Consider the following 18,220-nt stretch of genomic DNA (forward strand, 5'->3'; position numbering starts at 1 on the left):
CTTACCGGAGGAAGTCGAGGAGCGTCGGCTGGATGATGCGGGCCCCGGCTGAGAGTGCGGCCCGGTGTACCGTCTCATGTGACTTGAGCTCCATGATGACTTTCTCGATATCGATATCTTCATTGTTCGACATGATCGTCTTGGCGATGATTTCGTGGTCTTGCAGACGATTATCGACGAGTTCGAGCCGGTTGGCGCGAGCCCCGAGTTCAGCCCGCTCCGTGATCAAGCTTTGCCCGAGCGTGTCGAGCGTCCCGAGCATTGTCGAGAAGTCTTGTCCGCTCTTCGTCGAGTCTTGAAGCGCCAAACTCAAGTCACGCAATCCTTTGAACAACTCTTCACCGAAGACGGTCTCCGGCTGCATATTCACTTGAACCGTGATTCCTTTTGACACTTCAAATTTGATTTCACCGCTACCAGCCGGAACAGCCCCGCTCTCATAAATATCGGCCACAGGAGCAGCCGGGTCCGTACTCGCCAAATATGCTTTTAGATTGGCGATATTAATAAGCGGCTTGTCTGTCTTCGTCCCGTTATAAATATACTTCTCGCCCGCTTTCGAGTTCGCGAGCGAACCGATATGTTCGACGAGTTGGTCGATCTCACTCTTGATGATCTCGCGTTGCGACGACTCGTACGTGTCGTTCGCCGCTTGCGTCGTCAGTTCACGGATCCGTTTGACGGCTTCCGTCACTTCGTTCAACGTCGAGTCGGTCAAGTCCATCCAGCTCGTCGCTTCGCTGACGTTACGACGGAACTGGTCGACTTCGCGCACTTCGGTCCGGTAACGGATGCCTTGCATCGCGACGACCGGGTCCTCGGACGCTTTTTGGATCCGTTTCCCGCTGATCAGTTGTTCTTGGACGCGGGCGAGCGTGTTATAGCTGCTCGATAAATGTTTCAAGTTCGTCTGTGTGAGCATCGTTTGTGTGACACGCATTACTCATTACCTCCCTACGACACCCATGCCGTTAATGATTTTGTCGAGCATCTCGTCGACCGCCGTGATGTTCCGTGCCGCAGCGTTATAGGCGTGCTGGTACTGAATCATCATCGTCATCTCTTCGTCGAGCGACACCGCACTGACCGATTGACGGCGCTGGTCCGAGCTAGCCATGAGCGCGAACGTACTCTTGGCGAGACTTCCGCTCTGACTGGCTTCGACCGCCATGTTGCCGATCACGTTCTGATAAAACTTCCCGACGGACGTCGTCGCCGTGGTCGATCCGCCTGTAAACGTGAGCGCCGTGTTTTTCAGGTCAGCGAGGTCTAACGCCCCACTGCCGTCCCCGATGTTTTTGTCTTTTGAGACCGCAATCAAATCAAGGTTTTTCATGATATCCGGGTTGACCGTGATCGTCGAGGCACCACCGACGACAAAGAAGTCGATTCCATTTGTACGGAGCGCCTCGTCAGGATTGCCGTCGAAGAATGTGTTGTGCATTGTATTGAACGCTGTCGAGAATTCTCTGGCCATTGTGTCCAAATCACTCAAAATGATCGTAAACTTTCCGTTTTTCGCCTCAGGTCCTGTCGAAGAACCATACATTTCAACGAGCGCCTTCAACTTTCCATTCGGCATATCGTCGTACGGCATCGAGATCATCGGGTCAGTCGCAAGCGCCCCTGCTTCTTTATAACTTGACTGACCGAATGAACCGACGTCACCTGTGATCCCGCTGACGAGAGTCTGATCGACACCCCCGATTTTGACAACAATCTCGATTCGCCCCTCGGCCATCCGCTGCGAGTTACCACGCGTCTCCCCGTTCAAGTAATCGACCGGTTTGCGTTCGAACTCGACGTATTGCGCGAGCTCGTCCATGTAGCGATCGCGCTCGTCATATAGTTCGTTCGGTAGAACGCCAAGGGGCTCCGAGTCCCCGATTTGACGGTTGACATCGCTAATCTTCGTCAACAAATCGTTCACTTTCTTGATGACGACATCGGCTTCTGACTTCAAATCATCTTGGACTTTCGTGAGCGAGGATGACATATAGTTGAACGTATCAGCGAGTGTCATCGCCCGTTGACGCACGACGCTGCGGGCGCCGGTATCGTCCGGGTTGACCGCCAAGTCTTGGAGTGCGCCCCAGAACAAGTCGAGCGATTTGGCGAGCCCGTTCTCAGAAGGTTCGTTGATGATGTCCTCCATCCGGCCGAACGCCGCTTCTTTCGTCGCATAAAACGAGTTTTTGACCGTCTCGTCACGGTATTGTTGGTCGACCATCAAGTCACGGATGCGGGCGAGCGTCTCCCCACGGACACCTGTCCCAAATTGGCCGGCTTTCGTGCCGCCGAAGTTGACACTGAGTTGTTCGGTCATCCCGAGCGTCAGTCGTTGACGCGAGTAGCCCGGGTTCGAGGCGTTGGCGATGTTGTTGCCCGTCGCCTGCAGCGCCCACTGGTGCGTCGTCAAACTGCGGCGCGCCGTCTCTAATCCCATAAATGTTGAACCCATGAATGTTCCTCCTTATACGTCACGGCTGAACGAGCGTGTCTCGAACGCCTGTTGCCCGTATGTGAAATCGTCTGCTTCTGGCATGAGCATATCCAAATGCCAATTGATATACCGGAGCGACTGTTCGAGCAACGTCGCGTTCAGTTCATTCTGTCGCTTCAGTTCGAACAGCACCGGTCGTAGCGCTTCCTTCTCTTCATCGTCCAAAACGAACAAACCTTGAAGTCGTTCCGTCTCTTTTTGTCCGATTTGTCGGACAATCGTCGCTTCTTCTTTGACGAGCGCGCTGAAAGCGGGCATATCGCCTTTGATGAGTAGTTGTTCTTTTGCGTAAGCGAGTTCGAGTAAACGTGTATGTAATGTGAGCATAATGGTCTCCTTTTTCCAAAAAAAGAGCCGACTAAAAAGGGGTTCCCTTGTCTAGTCAGCTTCCGTGCCGTGTTATAAGTGCGAAGGCCTCAAGCGGACCTCGCTTCCATTCATCCTTGTAGAAAGCGTTTGGCGATGTCGCGCGCGTCCCGTGTATACGTCCCTGCGTTGATCTCCGCCTTCAAGGCGCTGATCTTCTCAAGACGGTCCGGATTTTTCACCGGTTCTTCAAACCGGGCGCGGGCTTCCGCCGATATCGATATTCGGTCCGTTTGGCGTGTTAGCTCGGGCTTCGTCTCGGCTTGCGTTTTCTTCTCGTAAGTGTTCGGTAAATGTACCCACTTTGCAGAATCGATGCGCATGCGTGTCCCCCCTCTTCATGTTGTGTTAGTCCAAACGATAAGCGCGAGCGCTCGTCTTGTTTACACTTGCTTGTAAACTTTGTAGTTCTTGCTGCATATCTGCCTGGCAAGCCGAACAAACTTTTCCTTCGTTCGTCGCCTTGCCGCAGCGCACACAAGCGATGCTCATTGCTGGGTTGTCCTTGATGATCAAGCGTCCTTCATGGATATATCGCGTGATATCAAGTTCGGAGACACCTGTCGCTTCGACTAAGGCCCCGATCGTTGTCTGTTTGTTGGCTGGTTCCCGAATGAAGTCCCGAACTTTCAAGAAGTTTTGGAAATCGACTTCACTACATGACGGACAGTACGGTGAGCGGCTTTGTTTCATAAACAAACGCCCACACATCTGACAAGTTGCTGCTTCCAATGTCATTCACCTCTGCCCTTTATATCGGACGCATTTTTGATTTGTTTAGCGCCCGGAACAGGCAAACCGCAGAAACTTCTGCATAGCCGGCTTTCTTCAGTGTGTACGCTGCTTGGTGGAGCGTCGTACCGGTCGTATAGACGTCGTCGACGAGCACGATTTTCCCATATGTAGTCGCAGCTTGTACAGCAAACGGGTTTGGACGGTGCCGCCTTTCTCCTTTCCCAAATTCACGCTGACTTGAAACCTCTTCTTTTTGAAGGAGTTGCTGCGTCGGTCCGATTGATCGGGCGAGCACGTCCGCCTGGTTGAAGCGACGCGTCAAAAGCCGCTCCTCCCCGAGCGGGATGGGCACGTAAATCACGCCCGGTTCACGCGCGTTTCGTAACGTGTCCCGAACATGATCGACGAGCGCGACATCCCCGCCGAACTTGAAGCGATGGAGCCACGTCGCACCGGCCTCGTCGTAGGCGTAGAGGCAACGGACCGTCAAATCGAGACCGAGCGCGAGCCAGCGGACGCAGTCCGGGCACGTCTTCCCGTCTGGGCTCGGATGACCGCAGCGGGGACAGCCCGGCTCGAGCGGGGTCAACATCGCTTCACAGTCCGGACAGACCCAGTCACGTTTTAAAAGTGTCGACGGACTCCACGGCACCGTCATCGGTTGGCGGCAGACGAGGCAGTTCATCGCCGGTTCGCCTCCTCGATCGCGCGGATGGTCTGGTCTTGCCGGAACGTCCGCTCGGTATAGAACAAGACGACGTCCCCGGTCGGCGCGTCAGGCTTACGTCCGGCCCGGCCCGCCATCTGGATGAGGGCGCGCGTCGAGAACAGACGATGGTCACTATCGAGAATGGCGACCTGGACGCCGCGGACGGTCATGCCGCGCTCCCAAATCGACGTCGCGAGCACGATGCCGTTCGTTTCTTCTAGCCAGACGAGTGTATCCGTCCGCGCATCGGTGTCGGCCGAGACGGCCCGGTAGTCGAGCCCGGCCGCCTCAAGTAGCTTTCCATAACGGACAAGGTCCGGTTTCGTCGGGACGAACAATAGGCGCGGCGCCACATGGCTCCGGCAAAAGTCGAGAATGGCATCATCGGTCTGTTTGACGAGCCGCGGCATCGGCAAATCGTGGCCGTGGTAGCGGCGCGACAAGTGGGTGGTTGGAAACTGACGTTGCCAAAGCGTCGGTGTCGCCGTGACGAACAAGAAGACACCTTTCCCGGCACGATAGAGCGTCCACCAGAGCGATAAGTCGAAAGCGAACGGGAACGCGTCCGACTCGTCGACGAGGACATAATCAAACACGTCGCGCAAATTCACAAGAAGCGGGGCCGTCGCAACGGTGATCATCCCAATCGATTCCTTGTCCCCGCCCCCGTAGCGCCTTGTGATCGGGACGGTGAAGCTTGCCTCGAGCCGGTCGGCCCACTCGATGGCGACGTCACGCCGTGGCGAGACGACGAGAACGCGCTTCCCTTCGTTGACGATGCGGGCAATGACCGGGAACGCCATCTCGGTCTTGCCGGCACCGCAGACGGCGTGGACGAGACCGGTCTGTCGTTTCTCCCACCACGTGAGTAATTGCTCGCTGACACGTTGTTGCGCGTCTGCCAGCTCGAACGGCATAACGAGTTCAGTCGGTTCGACCGGCGTCGTGACGTCGATCTCTGCTAAAAAGTCACAGCGGCATACCCGCCCGAGGTGCAAGCAATTGCGGCAATACTGACATGCGCCGTGATGACAGGTGAACGCGCGGATATCGGTGCTCAGACAGCGCTGACAGACGCCGAAGCGAATGGCCCGCTTCCCGCCTTGTTGCAAGACGAGTTGTCCCATACGATCAGTCCTTTTTGTCTGACGTTATCAGGTCGCTTGCTTCCGTGCCACACCCGCTATTTCAGGCAAGTCGACCCGTTTCATTCTAAAGGATGATGCCTTCCCGGATGGAATCGAGTAAAGTAATGGAAGTAGTCAACTATATTTAGCGAGGAAGTGGTGAACATGCGTCGTTTCTTTGGGACGTTGCTTGGAGCCGGGCTCATCCTTTATGGCGTCGGCATGCTCCTGTCACACACACTGTTCGGTGACCCGCGGGACGAACGGCGGGCCATAGAGGCGGCGGAACAATACGTCACTTCGACATATCCAGAGATGGATTTATCAGCCGTCCACGCCGGTTTGATGATTTGGGGCGACGATACATATGTCGTTACAATCGCTTCACCTTCGAGCGAGGACACTCAGTTTTATGTGACCGTCTCCCCAGATGGCACCATCCTGTCAGACGAATACGATGATGTCCTTTCAGGGATGGTGACGTTCAATCGGCTGAATGCGGAATATCGCCCGCTCGTGGAAAAAGCGCTCCTCTCGCTCCCGTTCGACCACGATTTGTATGAAGAAGTGTTGACCGTCTATGAAGGTGAGGGCTCGGATGAGGAGGCGCTTGACCCGGCAACGCTCATCCTCGATCACCCGTATGACATCAAACAAATCGGAGAAAATCACGGTTCCCTCTTCATCTCGATTGAAGGCGAAGACGCGACAGCCCGGCACGCAAGTGAACGGATGCGTGAAATCAAACGCGTTCTCGACGAGGCCGATGTGCCGTTCCGGACGCTCCTCGTCACGATTCAAGACGGGCGCGACTCGTTCTATTCCGGACGCGTCAACGCGGAAGATATCGACGATGATGGGTTGGCCGAGCGCTTGCAACGAAATGATAACGAATGGAAGGATATGAAGTAATTGATGCATAAACGACTCATCCACAACGTCTTGACCGGATTAGGTATGCTCGGCATCTTTTTGTTAGGATGGTGGTTCTGGTATGTGCTTGACGGAAGCGAAAAAGCCGAACAGCGTGCCATCCAAGCAGCCGAAGACTATGTCCACCAGACTTACACGGACCGAACGCTTCATGTGACAGACGTGATGTACTTATCACTATATGATCCGAAATATCACGTCAGAATGACTTCGGACACAAGCGTCGACACCGATTTCACGGTAAGGGTGACACGGAGTGGCAAGATTGTTGATGATAGCTATGAAGAAGATGTCGTCTCAAAGTTCAATACATACACGCGTATCCAAGAAGCTTACGACCGAGCTGTTCAAGATGCTCTCCGGTTAGTCTTTTCAGATCGTATCTCACTTATGGCCGAATTACCGTATTTACAATGGGATGAAGACAAAGACGAAGTAAACAAGATAGACCTTGACGACCTAGAGGTAGACCAAGTAACAGGGCTCGCCTTTTATGGAGCACGATACGGGAGTCTCTTTGCTCATGTGAGGAGTAAATCGTACACTTATGAAGAAGCAGCGGATTTATTACGTGACCTCAAATATGAGGCTGACGACCGTAACATTCGCTTCCACTCAATCAAACTCCAAATCACAATCGATGGGGTGGATCGTTATACTGAAGATATCTTCTATGATGACATCGATTCACCTGATTTTGTAAAGTACTTAGAACAACGTCTCAATAATTAGAAAAGGTTCATCCGCATACAGCAGATGAACCTTTTGTTGTGCCTCTTGGACGTCAGGGTGGACGAGGCTGGACGTGCCGCCATATTCGTCAAAGAAGATGGCACTATTTGTTCGCGCTTCGCACATTTGTTTCAATGTATCTTCTAACGGCAACATTTCGTGGACGACAGGCAACTCTTTCACGTACACCTTTTAATCGACGGAAGGCTGTGCTCCAACTCTTCAGCGGATAACCCAAGTGAATTCCACCCTAGTTCTTCATAAATGTTTAACAATTCTCCAAAGTCAGCAGGTGGCTCTTTCGTATAGTGTATCGATTCCATCATCGAATCCTCCGTTCTTTTTGTAGACTCTTCCCTAATCCCGGACGTGAATAATCGCCTAGAGCTACTATTCGTTTAGAGCTTATAATCAATCGAGTCGTGCTCATCCCCCGCTCCATCTACTAATGAAAAAAGGCGACCGGCCCAATTCAAGTCGGACCAATCACCCCTTTTATTCACTTCTTGTAGAACATGATCGCCTCGTACGCCCGGAGCGACAACGTCGTTCCGTCGAGCTGCGGCACGTCGTAGTTATGGCTGACGACGTCGGCGCATGTGAACCGTTCCGGGATCTCATACGTCGTCTCGGGTCCATAGAAGTTGGCGACGACGAGTACTTCTTCGTCGTCCGTCTTCCGCGTGTACGCCCAGACGTCTAGGTCCTGTTTCGTCAACAGCGTATAGTCCCCGTCCGTCAACACGTCGAGCTCTTTGCGGAGCGAGATCAAGTTCTTGTAGTGGTAGAACACCGAATCCGGGTCGTCGAGCGTCGTCTCGACGTTGACCTCCGTATAGTTCGGCGCCACGTTGATCCATGGCGTCCCGCTCGTGAAGCCGGCGTGCGGCGTCGCGTCCCACTGCATCGGTGTCCGTGAGTTGTCGCGTGACTTCTGTTTGATGGCGGCCATCATGTCCTCGTGCGACACGCCCTCGTCGCGCTTCAGCTTGTAGATGTTGAGCGTCTCGATGTCGCGGTACTCGTCGAGCGAGTCAAACCCTGGGTTCGTCATGCCAATCTCTTCGCCTTGATAGATGTACGGTGTCCCTTGTAGGCCGTGGAGCACGGTCGCGAGCATCTTGGCGCTCTCGACGCGGTGGTCGGTATCGTTGCCGAAGCGGCTGACGACGCGCGGCTGGTCGTGGTTGCACCAGAAGATGGCGTTCCAGCCCTTGCCGTGCATCCCTTCCTGCCACGTCGACATGATGTCTTTCAGCTGCACGAAATCGAACGGTGCGGCGACGAACTTCTCGCCGTTCGGGTAATCGACTTTCAAGTGGTGGAAGCTGAACGTCATGCTGAGTTCACGTTCGTCCGGGCTCGAGTAGCGGACGCAATGGTCGAGCGTCGTCGACGACATTTCGCCGACCGTGATGACGTCATGCCCCTCGAACACTTCGCGGTTCATCTCTTTCAAGAACTCATGGATGCGCGGCCCGTCCGTATAGAACTTGCGGCCGTCCGATTCGTCCTCCGGGAAGTCCTGTTGCTTCGAGATCAAGTTGATGACGTCGAGGCGGAACCCTTTGATGCCTTTCTCGCGCCAGAAACGCATCATCTCGTAGACGTCCTCACGCATCTGTTCGTTCTCCCAGTTCAAGTCGGCTTGCGTCTCGTCGAACAAGTGGAGGAAGTACTGGCCGCTCTTGTCGTCATACTTCCAGGCGTTGCCCCCGAACTTCGACTCCCAGTTCGTCGGTTCGTCGCGCCAAATGTAATAGTCCCGGTACCGTTCGTCACCGGCGAGCGATTTTTGGAACCACTCATGCTCGGTCGACGAGTGGTTGACGACGATGTCCATCATCAGTCCGATCCCACGCGCCTCGGCCTCGCGGACGAGCTCGTCAAGGTCTTCCATCGTCCCGTACGATGGGTCGATCGCGTAATAGTCGCTCACGTCGTACCCGTTATCGTTTTGCGGCGACTTGTACACCGGTGTCATCCAAATATATTCGATGCCGAGATCGGCCAGATAATCGAGTTTCGACGTCACTCCTTTAATCGAGCCGGTAGCGTTACCTTCCGGGCTGTAAAAGCTTTTTGGATAGATTTGATAGACGACTGATTTGCGCCAGTTTGTTTGTGTCATGAACGACAGCTCCTTTTGTAAGAGTTTTCATTTTGATAGGAAAAGGGGAAGAACCTCCGTCCCTCCCCTTGATGAATCCCCATATTATGCGACTTTGTCTACTTTCAGCTCGCCTTTTTTCATGTAGCGTTTTGACAAGGCGAACGTGAGCACGAACGGGACGACGATCGCAATGACCATCCCGACCATGAAGAGCAAGATTTTATCTGTGAAGATCGACAGGAAGCCAGGGAGTCCCCCGACGCCGATGCCGATGGCCTGGACGTCGTTCAGCGTGATGAAGACGGCGGCAATCGCCGACCCGATCATCGCTGAGTAGAACGGGAATTTGTTCGGCAAGTTCACCCCGAACATGGCTGGCTCGGTGATCCCAAAGTAAGCCGAGATTGCTGACGTCGATGCCATACTCTTTTGTTTGGCGTTGTGTTTATAGACGAAGAACATCGCGAGCGCCGCCGAACCTTGAGCGATGTTCGACAGAGCGAGCATCGGCCAGATGAACGTGCCGCCTGTCTCCGCAATCAGCTGAAGATCGATCGCGATGAACAAGTGGTGCATCCCCGTGACGACAAGCGGTGCATAGAACAAACCGAACAATAGCGCACCGACGACCGGTACCGCTTCGAACACGTTGACGAGACTCGTCGCGATGACGTTCCCGATTCCGCGTGTGACCGGTCCGACGATCGCAAGGGCGAGGAAACCTGTGACGACGATTGTCGTGATCGGCACGACGAGCAGTTGGATCGCATTTGGAACATGTTTTTTCAAGAAGATCTCGATATGGCTCAAAATGAAGGCCGCGGCCAAAATCGGCAAGATTTGACCTTGATAGCCGACTTTCTCGATTTCGAACAGCCCGAGGATGTCGAACGTCGGGATATCGCCTTCAAGCGCCGCTTGCCCGTAACCCCATGCGTTCAACAAGTCCGGGTGGACGAGCAGTAGACCCATGACGATACCGAGCACTTCGCTGCCACCAAAACGCTTCGTTGCCGACCAACCGACGAGGGCTGGCAGGAAGACGAACGCCGTGTTCGCCATCATGTTGATGAGATCCCATAAGCCTTGCAAGTTCGGATACGCCTCGATGAGCGTCGCGTCGTCGACGAACAGTCCTTCCGACGCGAGCAAGTTGTTAATCCCCATCAAGAGACCGGCGACGATGATGGCCGGGATGATTGGCATGAACACGTCCGAGAACACTTTGACGAGTTTTTGGAGCGGGTTCATCTTCTTGCCGCCTGACGATTTGACTTCAGCGACCGTTGCCGCCTCGAGCCCGGCGAGTTTGATGAACTCGGCGTAGACGCGCTCGACGTCCCCGGCACCGATGACGACTTGGTACACGCCCGAGTTCTCGAACGCCCCTTTGACGAGATCGGCTTCTTTTACTTTTGCCTCATTGACGAGCGACTGGTCTTTCAGTGAGAGACGGAGTCGCGTGACACAGTGCGCCGCTTTATCGACGTTATCCTTGCCCCCGATGGCTTCTAGGATATCCGCGGCGATTTGACGATAATCTGCCTTCATAAGATAGGCCTCCTTTGTGTGAAAGCGTTTTTTGAGAACGGTTACATATGATTACAAACAAAGTTTAACTTATATAGATGAGTTCTGTCAACAACTTATCTATATAAGTTTATCGTGACGAATGTGTGACAAGCGTTCACTAATTTTGTTCCCTCTCCTCCCGATTCAAAACGACAAAAAAGACCCCTTCTTAAAGAAGAAGCCTTATCGACGCGCCACATCGCTGAACTGAAACTTGTCGAGCCGGTGACGGGACTCGGTATATTCGAACTGTCTTCCCTCATACAAAAACGTGTCGTTCGTGATGACGATGACGTATTCGTAATCGTGAAGATCGAGGCGTGACCGGTCAAGCTCGGTCACGTCCTCGGCCGCGATTTTCCGCTTCGCGTAGCTGATCTGTTGCCCGAGCTCGCGCTCGACGTATTGATAGATCGAGTGCTCGGCAATCTGTTTCGTCAGACCGGGGACGAGGTCTTTGACGAAATAGTTCACGTCTAAAATGACGTTCTCCCCGTCGAAGTTGCGGACCCGTTCGATCCGGTAGACGAGCGTGGCGGGCTCAAGACCCATCCGCTCGGCGAGCCAACTCGGTGCCTCGATCTCCTCGAACGAGGCGACGCTCGTCTCGATCGAACGGCCGAGCATACTGGCGTATATTTCCGAGAAGCTGACGATGCCGTTGAACTGGAACTCGATCTGGTCGCGGCGCAGCACGAACACGCCTTTGCCATGATGTTTGCGGACATAGCCGTGCTCTTGGAGCAAGTCGAGCGCTTTCCGGACCGTGCCCCGGCTCGCCTCGTATTCATGCATGAGTTCTGTCTCCGACGGCAGTTTCGACTCCGCCTCGTACTCACCCGTTTTCATCCGCTCGGCGAGCCGTTCATAGATTTGACGATACTTGGCCACAAGCCCACTCCTTTCTTCATCGAAAAAGACGACCATGCGGCCGTCTTCTGTTTATCGTTCGCGGTGATACCACGTGATGCCGATCGCGCCAGGTCCAAGGTGTGTCCCGATGACTGGTCCGAAATGACCGCCCGTGACTTGCGCTTGCGGAAACTTCTGTTTCATCGAGGCGATCTCTTCGGCCTGACGTTCCGGGCAGTTGGCGTGGATAATGCCGATGCAATATCCCGCGCCGTCACCGACGATCGATTGGTCCATCATCTCTTCGATGCGACGGACCGCCTTCTTGTACGTCCGGATCTTCTCGAACGGGACGATCTGTCTATCCTGAAAATGAAGGACCGGCTTGATCTGCAGGAACGAGCCGACGAGCGCTTGCGCCGCGCTGAGCCGTCCGCCCCGTTGGAGGTGGTCGAGGTCATCGACGACGAAATAGGCACGGATCCGTTCACGCGTCTTCTCGAGATGCTGCATGATCTCCTCGGCCGAGGCACCATTGTCACGCATATGGACGGCCTCTTCGACGAGAAATGCCTGAGGCATGCACGAGATTTCAGAGTCGAACGCGTGCACGTTGACATCGACCATGTTGTTCAAGGCGATCATCGATTGATACGTCCCGCTGATCCCGCTCGAGAGCGTGATAGCGATGACGTCGGTCACTTCAGCCGGAAGGCTGTCGATCAGTTCGACCGTCTCCCCGATGATCGGTTGCGATGTCGTCGGCAAATTCCCCGCCTCGATCCGTTCATAGAACGCCTCCGTCGTGATATCGACGGCCTCACGGAACGATTCTCTGCCAAAAATCACGCTTAGCGGTGCGACGTGGACGTCGTGTCGCTCACAAAATTCGGCCGGCAAATAGGCGGTACTGTCGGTCAAAATCGCTATGTTTCCCATACTATATCCTCACTTTACATCGTTTCGTTTTTCCAATTGAATTAAGATTCCATTCCATATTGTAGCACAAAAGCGATGTATTGCATCGGTCTAGGTCAAATCTCGACCCACCCGCGGCGGATCGCATCGACGACGGCTTGCGTCCGGTCGTTTACTTCCATTTTGCGCAGAACCGACGAGACGTGGTTCTTGACCGTCTTCTCACTGATGAACAGCATGTCGCTAATATCGCGGTTCGAGCGGCCATCGGCGAGCAAGTGGAGCACCTCGACCTCACGGCGCGACAGCAACCGATAGACGGGATCGTCCGTCCGGTTCACGACGTTCCGTTCGGCTTGTTCTCCTTTGAACTGGAGCAGGCGCCGGTAATCCTTCAACACGTTCGTCGTCACTTTCGGATGCAAGTACGCCCCGTCTTTCGCGACCGAACGAACGGCCGAGATGAGTTCGCTTGAAGCAACTTCTTTCAACAAGAAACCTGATGCTCCCGCTTCAAGCGCATGTGTTATGTAAGATTCGTCATCATGGATCGACAGGATGAGGACGCGCGTGTCCGACGATGCCGCGGTCAACTGTTTCGTCGCCTCGATCCCGTTCAAGTCGGGCATGTTGATGTCGAGGATCATGATCTCCGGTTTCTCCTCTTTGGCGATGCGAATCGCATCAGCACCCGTCCGCCCTTCAGCGATGACGGTGAACTCGTCTTCTAAATCAAAGATCCGCTTCAAGCCCTCTCGAAACAGCTCATGGTCATCGACGATTGCGATGCGGATTGTATTTGTCATTTCCATCGTACACTCCCCTTTATCTGTATTACAAAATCGGGATCGACATGCGGACGACCGTCCCTTTGCCGATTTCCGAATCAATGTTGATACTGCCGTTCACAAGCTCGATCCGTTCGCGCATACCAACGATACCGAACGACTCTTGCCCGATCATACTCGGCACGAAGCCGACCCCGTGATCGCGCACGTGAATGTGAATCACGTCTAGCGCTTGCTCGACGTTGACGATGATTTCCGTCGTCTTCGAATGCTTGATCGCATTTTGGACCGCCTCTTGGACGAGCCGGAAGACGTTGATCTCGAGTTTTTCCGAGAGACGTGTCCGGTTGCCGCGGTAGTTGAGCCGCGTCTTGATCGCCGTGTACTCTTCCGTCTGATGTAAATAACGCTCGAGCGTCGGCAAGAAGCCAAGGTCGTCAAGCGACATCGGCCGCAGGTCGTAAATCAAGCGTCGTACGTCGACGAGCGCCCCGCGAATCAGCCGTTTCAGCTCGTGCAGTTCGGCGAACGCCTCGTCCTTGCCTCTTCGGTCGAATGTCTTCTCGATCAAGTCGGCCCGAATCAAAATATGGGCAAGCGATTGCGCGGGGCCGTCATGCATTTCCCGGGCCAGGTGGCGCCGCTCACGCTCAGCCGCCTCGAAGACGCTGATTGCCATCTCTTGCTTCTTCATCATGTCCGAATACTCTTGCTGCAGGTCGTCGCGTAAAAAGTTGAGGACGACCGAGACGCGGCTGACTAACCGGTCCGCCCGCTCCATCGTATCCTGAAGGACGAGCAACCGCCGCTCGAGGTCGTTTCGGCGCTGCTGGCTCACCATCTCCTCTTTTTGGATGAGGAACCGCTCGAGCTGCATCTGGTTGGCGAGTTCATACGCCTCGCGGATCTCTTGCTCACTATGTATATGGAACTTCTTACTCACTTGAACGAGTTTATTCTTCGCCGCTTTCACTAATAGATCGAGGCGCTCGGACTCTTTAATGTGAAACTCGATCTTTTGCGTCAACTCTTTTAGCTCCGTTTGGATCGACGAATACTCATTAGCTGAATTTTCAGTTATACGGACGATCTCCTCTTTACTCTCCGTCACCGTATCAATCATATTTGTTATGATATGCTCTAATGCTGTACGATCGGTAATATGATTCACGATGCCATCCCCTAATAGTTCGGTAGTAAGTCCTCATTTGTTTCTATTATCGACTGCATAAGCGTTCGTTTCCAGTAAGAATCAGAGGCTATCTTCACAATTCGCCACTTAATCTACAGACGCCTACTCGATTTCAAAAAAAATACATGAAAATAGAAAGGAGAATTTTCAGAAATGTCTACTGAACAAAATTATACTATAAAACAAGACGGAGAATACGAGGTCGTCATACAAAAATCAAAATTTATCGCTCACTTTAAACGCGTCACGACCGAGGCGGAAGCCCAGACGTTCATCCAAACGATCAAAAAAGCGCATTGGAGCGCCAATCATAATTGTTCAGCCTACATCATCGGAGCCCGGAACGAATTCCAAAAAGCGAACGATGACGGCGAGCCGAGCGGGACGGCCGGCCTGCCGATGCTCGAAGTGCTCCGTAAACGCAATTTGAAAGACACGGTCGTCGTCGTCACCCGCTACTTCGGCGGCATCAAGCTCGGCGGCGGCGGACTCATCCGCGCCTACGGCGGGACGGTGAGCGAAGGGCTCGATGCGGTCGGGATCGTCGAACGGTTGCCGATGCAACGTCTCACGCTCACGGTCGACTACGGATGGATCGGGAAAGTCGAGAACGAGCTCCGCCAGTCCGCTTATTTGCTTGACGAGATTGTCTATGCCGACACCGTCACGTTCCACATCTCGGTACCGGTCGAAGCGACCGAGGAAGCGCTCGCCTGGCTCGTCGATTTGACGAACGGTCAAGGCCGACTCGAGACCCAGGACGTCCGTATCATCGAACGTGATTTTGTGCGCTAGGTCCCGTATACTAAAAGAAATGACTGAAATGAGGAGACGACATGGAACAAGACTCCCGCAAGAAACGCTCCGTGTGGAAAATCGGTCTGCTCGTGCTTGGCCTCGTCCTGCTGATCGGCGGTTCGGCCTTCGGCTACTTCGTTTTCAAGGCGAACGAGACGGCAGAGACCACGAACAGCGAACTGACGCGTGGCGACAAATCGGAACGTCGCGACGACACGATCGATTTGACGAAAAATCACTTCTCCGTCCTGCTCGCCGGCGTCGATGGCGGCGCCTCGCTCGAAGAGGGACGGACCGACTCACTGATGGTGGCGACGTTCAACAAGGAATCTCGCCAAGTGACGCTCGTCAGTATCCCCCGCGACGCGTACGTCGATATCGTCACGGAGGACGGCGAGTTCAAGGACAAGATCAACCATGCGTATGCGTACGGCGGCATCGACACGACGATCGCCACGGTCGAGACGCTGTTTGACATCCCGATCGATTATTACGCGACGATCAACTTTGACGGCATCGAAGACCTCGTCGACGCGGTCGGCGGCGTCGAAGTCGACGTGTTGATCCCGATCTCAGGACGCGCCACCGGCAACGTCGAGCTCGAACCGGGCGTCCAGATGCTAGACGGCAAGGAAGCACTCGCCTATGCCCGCATGCGGAAAGACGACCCTGAAGGCGACATCGGCCGGGCCAAGCGCCAACAACAAGTGCTCGAGGCCATCATCAACGAGGCGACGACGATCAATTCGTTCACGAAGCTCAACCGGATCATGACTGCGGTCGGCAATAATATCCGAACGAACATGTCGCTCTCCGAGGCGTCCCAGCTCCAGCCGTATACGAAATCGCTCCGCTCGTTCAACCAAGAGACGCTAGAAGGCGGCGACTTGACGATCGGCGGCGTCTACTATTATGAGTTGGACCAGGCGGATTTGAACGATAAGCGGGCACTGTTGAAAACAGAGCTCGGTCTTCCGGTCACGGCCGAAGACAGTGAACCTGACCCAGGCGACGGTTTTAGCGAGACGACGACGTACTGACCTAAAAAAACGACCAAGGACATGGCGTCCTTGGTCGTTTCTATGTGTATATCCAAGTCACGTCTTCGCCCGGCCGAGCAGGCGGCGTGACGTCTGGATGATCGGTTTGTAGTTCGGGTGGATCAACTCCGTCGACTCGACGATCAGTTCGATGACGATCAAGACGATGACGAACGTGATGACGGCACCGACCATCGTCGTCTTCGCGAACAGAATCGAGGCGATCCCGAAGAAGAACGTCATCCCGTACATGAGAAGCACCGCTTGGCGCGTCGTGAACCCCATATCGATCAACTGGTGGTGCATGTGTGACTTGTCAGGCGACATCGGCGGGCGCCCTTGGACGAGCCGGCGGACGATCGCGAAGATCGTGTCCGAAATCGGCAGTCCGAGCAAGAGGACCGGCACGACGAGCGAGAACAGTGTCACGTTCTTGAAGCCGATCAGCGAGAAAACGGCGAGCATGTAGCCGAGGAAGAGCGCACCCGTGTCCCCCATGAATATCTTCGCCGGGTAGAAGTTGTGGACGAGGAACCCGAGCGTGCTCGCGAGCAGCAAGAGCGCCATCATCGTCAAATAGACGTTCCCTTGAATGATGGCTAGGAGCGCGATCGTCCCGAGCGCGATGCTCGAGACCCCGGCGGCGAGACCGTCGAGGCCGTCGATCAAGTTGATCGCATTCGTGATCCCGATCAACCAAAGCACCGTCACCGGGATGCTCCAAGCGCCGAGATAGAGCTGTTGGTCGAACGGCAAGTTGATGAGTTCGATCCGCATCCCGGCGTTCAAGACGACGACCGTCGCGATCATCTGCCCCATCAACTTGATGCGGGCGTTCAACTGGAACCGGTCGTCGATCAGGCCGGTCAAGATGATGATGACCGCTCCGATCAAGATGGCCTCGTTATAACGACTCGTCGGCAACAACAAGGCGTAGCCGATCAGGAAGGCGATGAAGATGGCGAGGCCGCCGATTCGCGGCATCGTCCGTAAATGTACTTTTCGGGCGTTCGGGTGATCGACCGCTCCGATCAGAAAAGCGAACCGGCGAACGAGCGGCGTGATCAAGATGGCCATCACAAAACTGACCAACATGGCAATCCATAACATGGCCAACGTTCCTCTCTCAAAAAAATAGACTCTGGCGAATTATAGCATATTTCCCGTCACCAAAATCGTATCAGAAATGTTACAGCAAAAAACCGACGAACGTTCTCGTCGGTCAAGCGTGTGCTGGTTCAGTCGTGACTTCTTCAGCTGATGCATATGTATATAGTCCGCGCCCGACTTTCTTGATTTCCGGATTGACCGATTCGATCTTGACCATTAATTGGTAGATGTTGCTAATATGGTGACGGTAGCGAAGCTCGAGCTCCATCTGGATGTCACGCACACTCATCGTCTGCCGTTCTTTCAAAAGGTCTGTGACCTGATGGACGTAAACCTCGAGCGGATAACGTTGATTGACGCGACGCGGACGCAACCGCTTTGATGGATCTGTCGACAGCTCTTCTTCCCGTTTGTCCCGGCTCAGTTCAGAAATTAAGTATTCGGCCCGGCGCTGTAATTGACGATACGACTCCTCGATCTCCATCAGTTCGCGATAGATATGTTCGTTGATGTTCGTAGATTCCATACACAATTCCCCTTCTACATCCAATTGAACTTCTCGATTACCTATTTTAAATCAAGATTTTCTAATTATTACTTGTTATCTTCTAAAAGTGTAACGGAGGTGTAATGTGTTTGTCATCTGTTTTTGGGCGTTTTGGACTTTTTAGGACTTTTGGACCAAAAAAAAGATGACGACTGTTCGGGGCAGTCGTCATCTCACGGAAGATG

At 54.1% G+C, this 18,220-nt stretch carries 20 protein-coding genes; 4 read left to right on the forward strand and 16 right to left on the reverse strand.

What is annotated here, in order from left to right:
• Nucleotide 1: 1 nt before the first annotated feature.
• The 7 genes from flgL to EVJ23_RS03175 form a co-directional block, all read right to left on the reverse strand.
• The gene (gene flgL / locus EVJ23_RS03145; RefSeq protein WP_131464080.1) at nt 2-940 is read right to left on the reverse strand and encodes a flagellar hook-associated protein FlgL; all 939 of its coding nucleotides are present in this window, start codon (nt 938-940) and stop codon (nt 2-4) included.
• 6 nt (nt 941-946) lie between these two features.
• On the reverse strand, nt 947-2,461 hold the full coding sequence (gene flgK / locus EVJ23_RS03150) for a flagellar hook-associated protein FlgK (RefSeq protein WP_201739214.1): 1,515 nt from the start codon (nt 2,459-2,461) through the stop codon (nt 947-949).
• A gap of 12 nt (nt 2,462-2,473) precedes the next feature.
• Nucleotides 2,474-2,830, reverse strand: a complete 357-nt coding sequence (locus tag EVJ23_RS03155; RefSeq protein WP_131464082.1) for a flagellar export chaperone FlgN — start codon at nt 2,828-2,830, stop codon at nt 2,474-2,476.
• Between the two features lie 110 nt (nt 2,831-2,940).
• On the reverse strand, nt 2,941-3,192 hold the full coding sequence (locus tag EVJ23_RS03160) for a flagellar biosynthesis anti-sigma factor FlgM (protein ID WP_131456628.1): 252 nt from the start codon (nt 3,190-3,192) through the stop codon (nt 2,941-2,943).
• A 25-nt stretch (nt 3,193-3,217) separates the two neighbouring features.
• On the reverse strand, nt 3,218-3,562 hold the full coding sequence (locus EVJ23_RS03165) for a flagellar protein (protein ID WP_131464084.1): 345 nt from the start codon (nt 3,560-3,562) through the stop codon (nt 3,218-3,220).
• A gap of 58 nt (nt 3,563-3,620) precedes the next feature.
• On the reverse strand, nt 3,621-4,289 hold the full coding sequence (locus EVJ23_RS03170) for a ComFC family protein (RefSeq protein ID WP_131464086.1): 669 nt from the start codon (nt 4,287-4,289) through the stop codon (nt 3,621-3,623).
• The gene (locus tag EVJ23_RS03175; RefSeq protein WP_131464088.1) at nt 4,286-5,440 is read right to left on the reverse strand and encodes a DEAD/DEAH box helicase family protein; all 1,155 of its coding nucleotides are present in this window, start codon (nt 5,438-5,440) and stop codon (nt 4,286-4,288) included. The genes EVJ23_RS03170 and EVJ23_RS03175 overlap by 4 nt, the downstream gene beginning before the upstream one ends.
• A gap of 165 nt (nt 5,441-5,605) precedes the next feature.
• On the opposite strand from EVJ23_RS03175, the gene EVJ23_RS03180 reads away from it, so the two are divergent.
• Entirely contained in the window at nt 5,606-6,352 is a 747-nt protein-coding gene (locus EVJ23_RS03180; RefSeq protein WP_131438749.1) for a hypothetical protein, read from the forward strand.
• 3 nt (nt 6,353-6,355) lie between these two features.
• Entirely contained in the window at nt 6,356-7,105 is a 750-nt protein-coding gene (locus tag EVJ23_RS03185; RefSeq protein WP_131464090.1) for a hypothetical protein, read from the forward strand.
• Here EVJ23_RS03185 and EVJ23_RS03190 read toward each other — a convergent pair.
• The 7 genes from EVJ23_RS03190 to EVJ23_RS03220 form a co-directional block, all read right to left on the reverse strand.
• Nucleotides 7,082-7,294, reverse strand: a complete 213-nt coding sequence (locus tag EVJ23_RS03190) for a hypothetical protein (RefSeq protein ID WP_131438751.1) — start codon at nt 7,292-7,294, stop codon at nt 7,082-7,084. The two genes, EVJ23_RS03185 and EVJ23_RS03190, sit on opposite strands and share 24 nt — an antisense overlap.
• 310 nt (nt 7,295-7,604) lie before the next feature.
• Nucleotides 7,605-9,236, reverse strand: a complete 1,632-nt coding sequence (gene treC, locus EVJ23_RS03195) for an alpha,alpha-phosphotrehalase (RefSeq protein WP_131464092.1) — start codon at nt 9,234-9,236, stop codon at nt 7,605-7,607.
• Nucleotides 9,237-9,320: 84 nt separating this feature from the next.
• Nucleotides 9,321-10,769, reverse strand: coding sequence for a PTS system trehalose-specific EIIBC component (gene treP / locus EVJ23_RS03200; protein WP_131464094.1), 1,449 nt, complete (start codon nt 10,767-10,769; stop codon nt 9,321-9,323).
• 204 nt (nt 10,770-10,973) lie between these two features.
• Entirely contained in the window at nt 10,974-11,717 is a 744-nt protein-coding gene (treR, locus tag EVJ23_RS03205; protein ID WP_131464096.1) for a trehalose operon repressor, read from the reverse strand.
• 15 nt (nt 11,718-11,732) lie between these two features.
• Nucleotides 11,733-12,581, reverse strand: a complete 849-nt coding sequence (locus EVJ23_RS03210) for a DegV family protein (RefSeq protein ID WP_131464098.1) — start codon at nt 12,579-12,581, stop codon at nt 11,733-11,735.
• A 95-nt stretch (nt 12,582-12,676) separates the two neighbouring features.
• Entirely contained in the window at nt 12,677-13,372 is a 696-nt protein-coding gene (locus EVJ23_RS03215; protein WP_131438756.1) for a response regulator transcription factor, read from the reverse strand.
• A 22-nt stretch (nt 13,373-13,394) separates the two neighbouring features.
• Nucleotides 13,395-14,519 (reverse strand): sensor histidine kinase, encoded by a 1,125-nt coding sequence (locus EVJ23_RS03220; protein WP_174545515.1) that lies wholly within the window; start codon nt 14,517-14,519, stop codon nt 13,395-13,397.
• 174 nt (nt 14,520-14,693) lie between these two features.
• Between EVJ23_RS03220 and EVJ23_RS03225 the strand changes: the two genes are divergently transcribed.
• Nucleotides 14,694-15,335, forward strand: a complete 642-nt coding sequence (locus tag EVJ23_RS03225) for a YigZ family protein (RefSeq protein ID WP_131464100.1) — start codon at nt 14,694-14,696, stop codon at nt 15,333-15,335.
• Between the two features lie 41 nt (nt 15,336-15,376).
• Complete coding sequence (locus EVJ23_RS03230; RefSeq protein WP_070328630.1) at nt 15,377-16,378, forward strand: LCP family protein; 1,002 nt, start codon at nt 15,377-15,379, stop codon at nt 16,376-16,378.
• Between the two features lie 57 nt (nt 16,379-16,435).
• On the opposite strand, the gene EVJ23_RS03235 is transcribed toward EVJ23_RS03230, so the two are convergent.
• Nucleotides 16,436-17,488, reverse strand: a complete 1,053-nt coding sequence (locus tag EVJ23_RS03235; protein WP_070328629.1) for a glycosyltransferase family 4 protein — start codon at nt 17,486-17,488, stop codon at nt 16,436-16,438.
• Between the two features lie 112 nt (nt 17,489-17,600).
• A complete protein-coding gene (locus EVJ23_RS03240) occupies nt 17,601-18,014 on the reverse strand; it encodes a Rok-like winged helix domain-containing protein (protein WP_016509287.1) in 414 nt (137 codons plus the stop codon).
• Nucleotides 18,015-18,220: the final 206 nt, after the last annotated feature.

Origin of the sequence: Exiguobacterium sp. SH1S1 (genome assembly GCF_004337245.1) — a bacterium.
Taxonomy (GTDB): Bacteria; Bacillota; Bacilli; order Exiguobacteriales; family Exiguobacteriaceae; genus Exiguobacterium; species Exiguobacterium aurantiacum_A.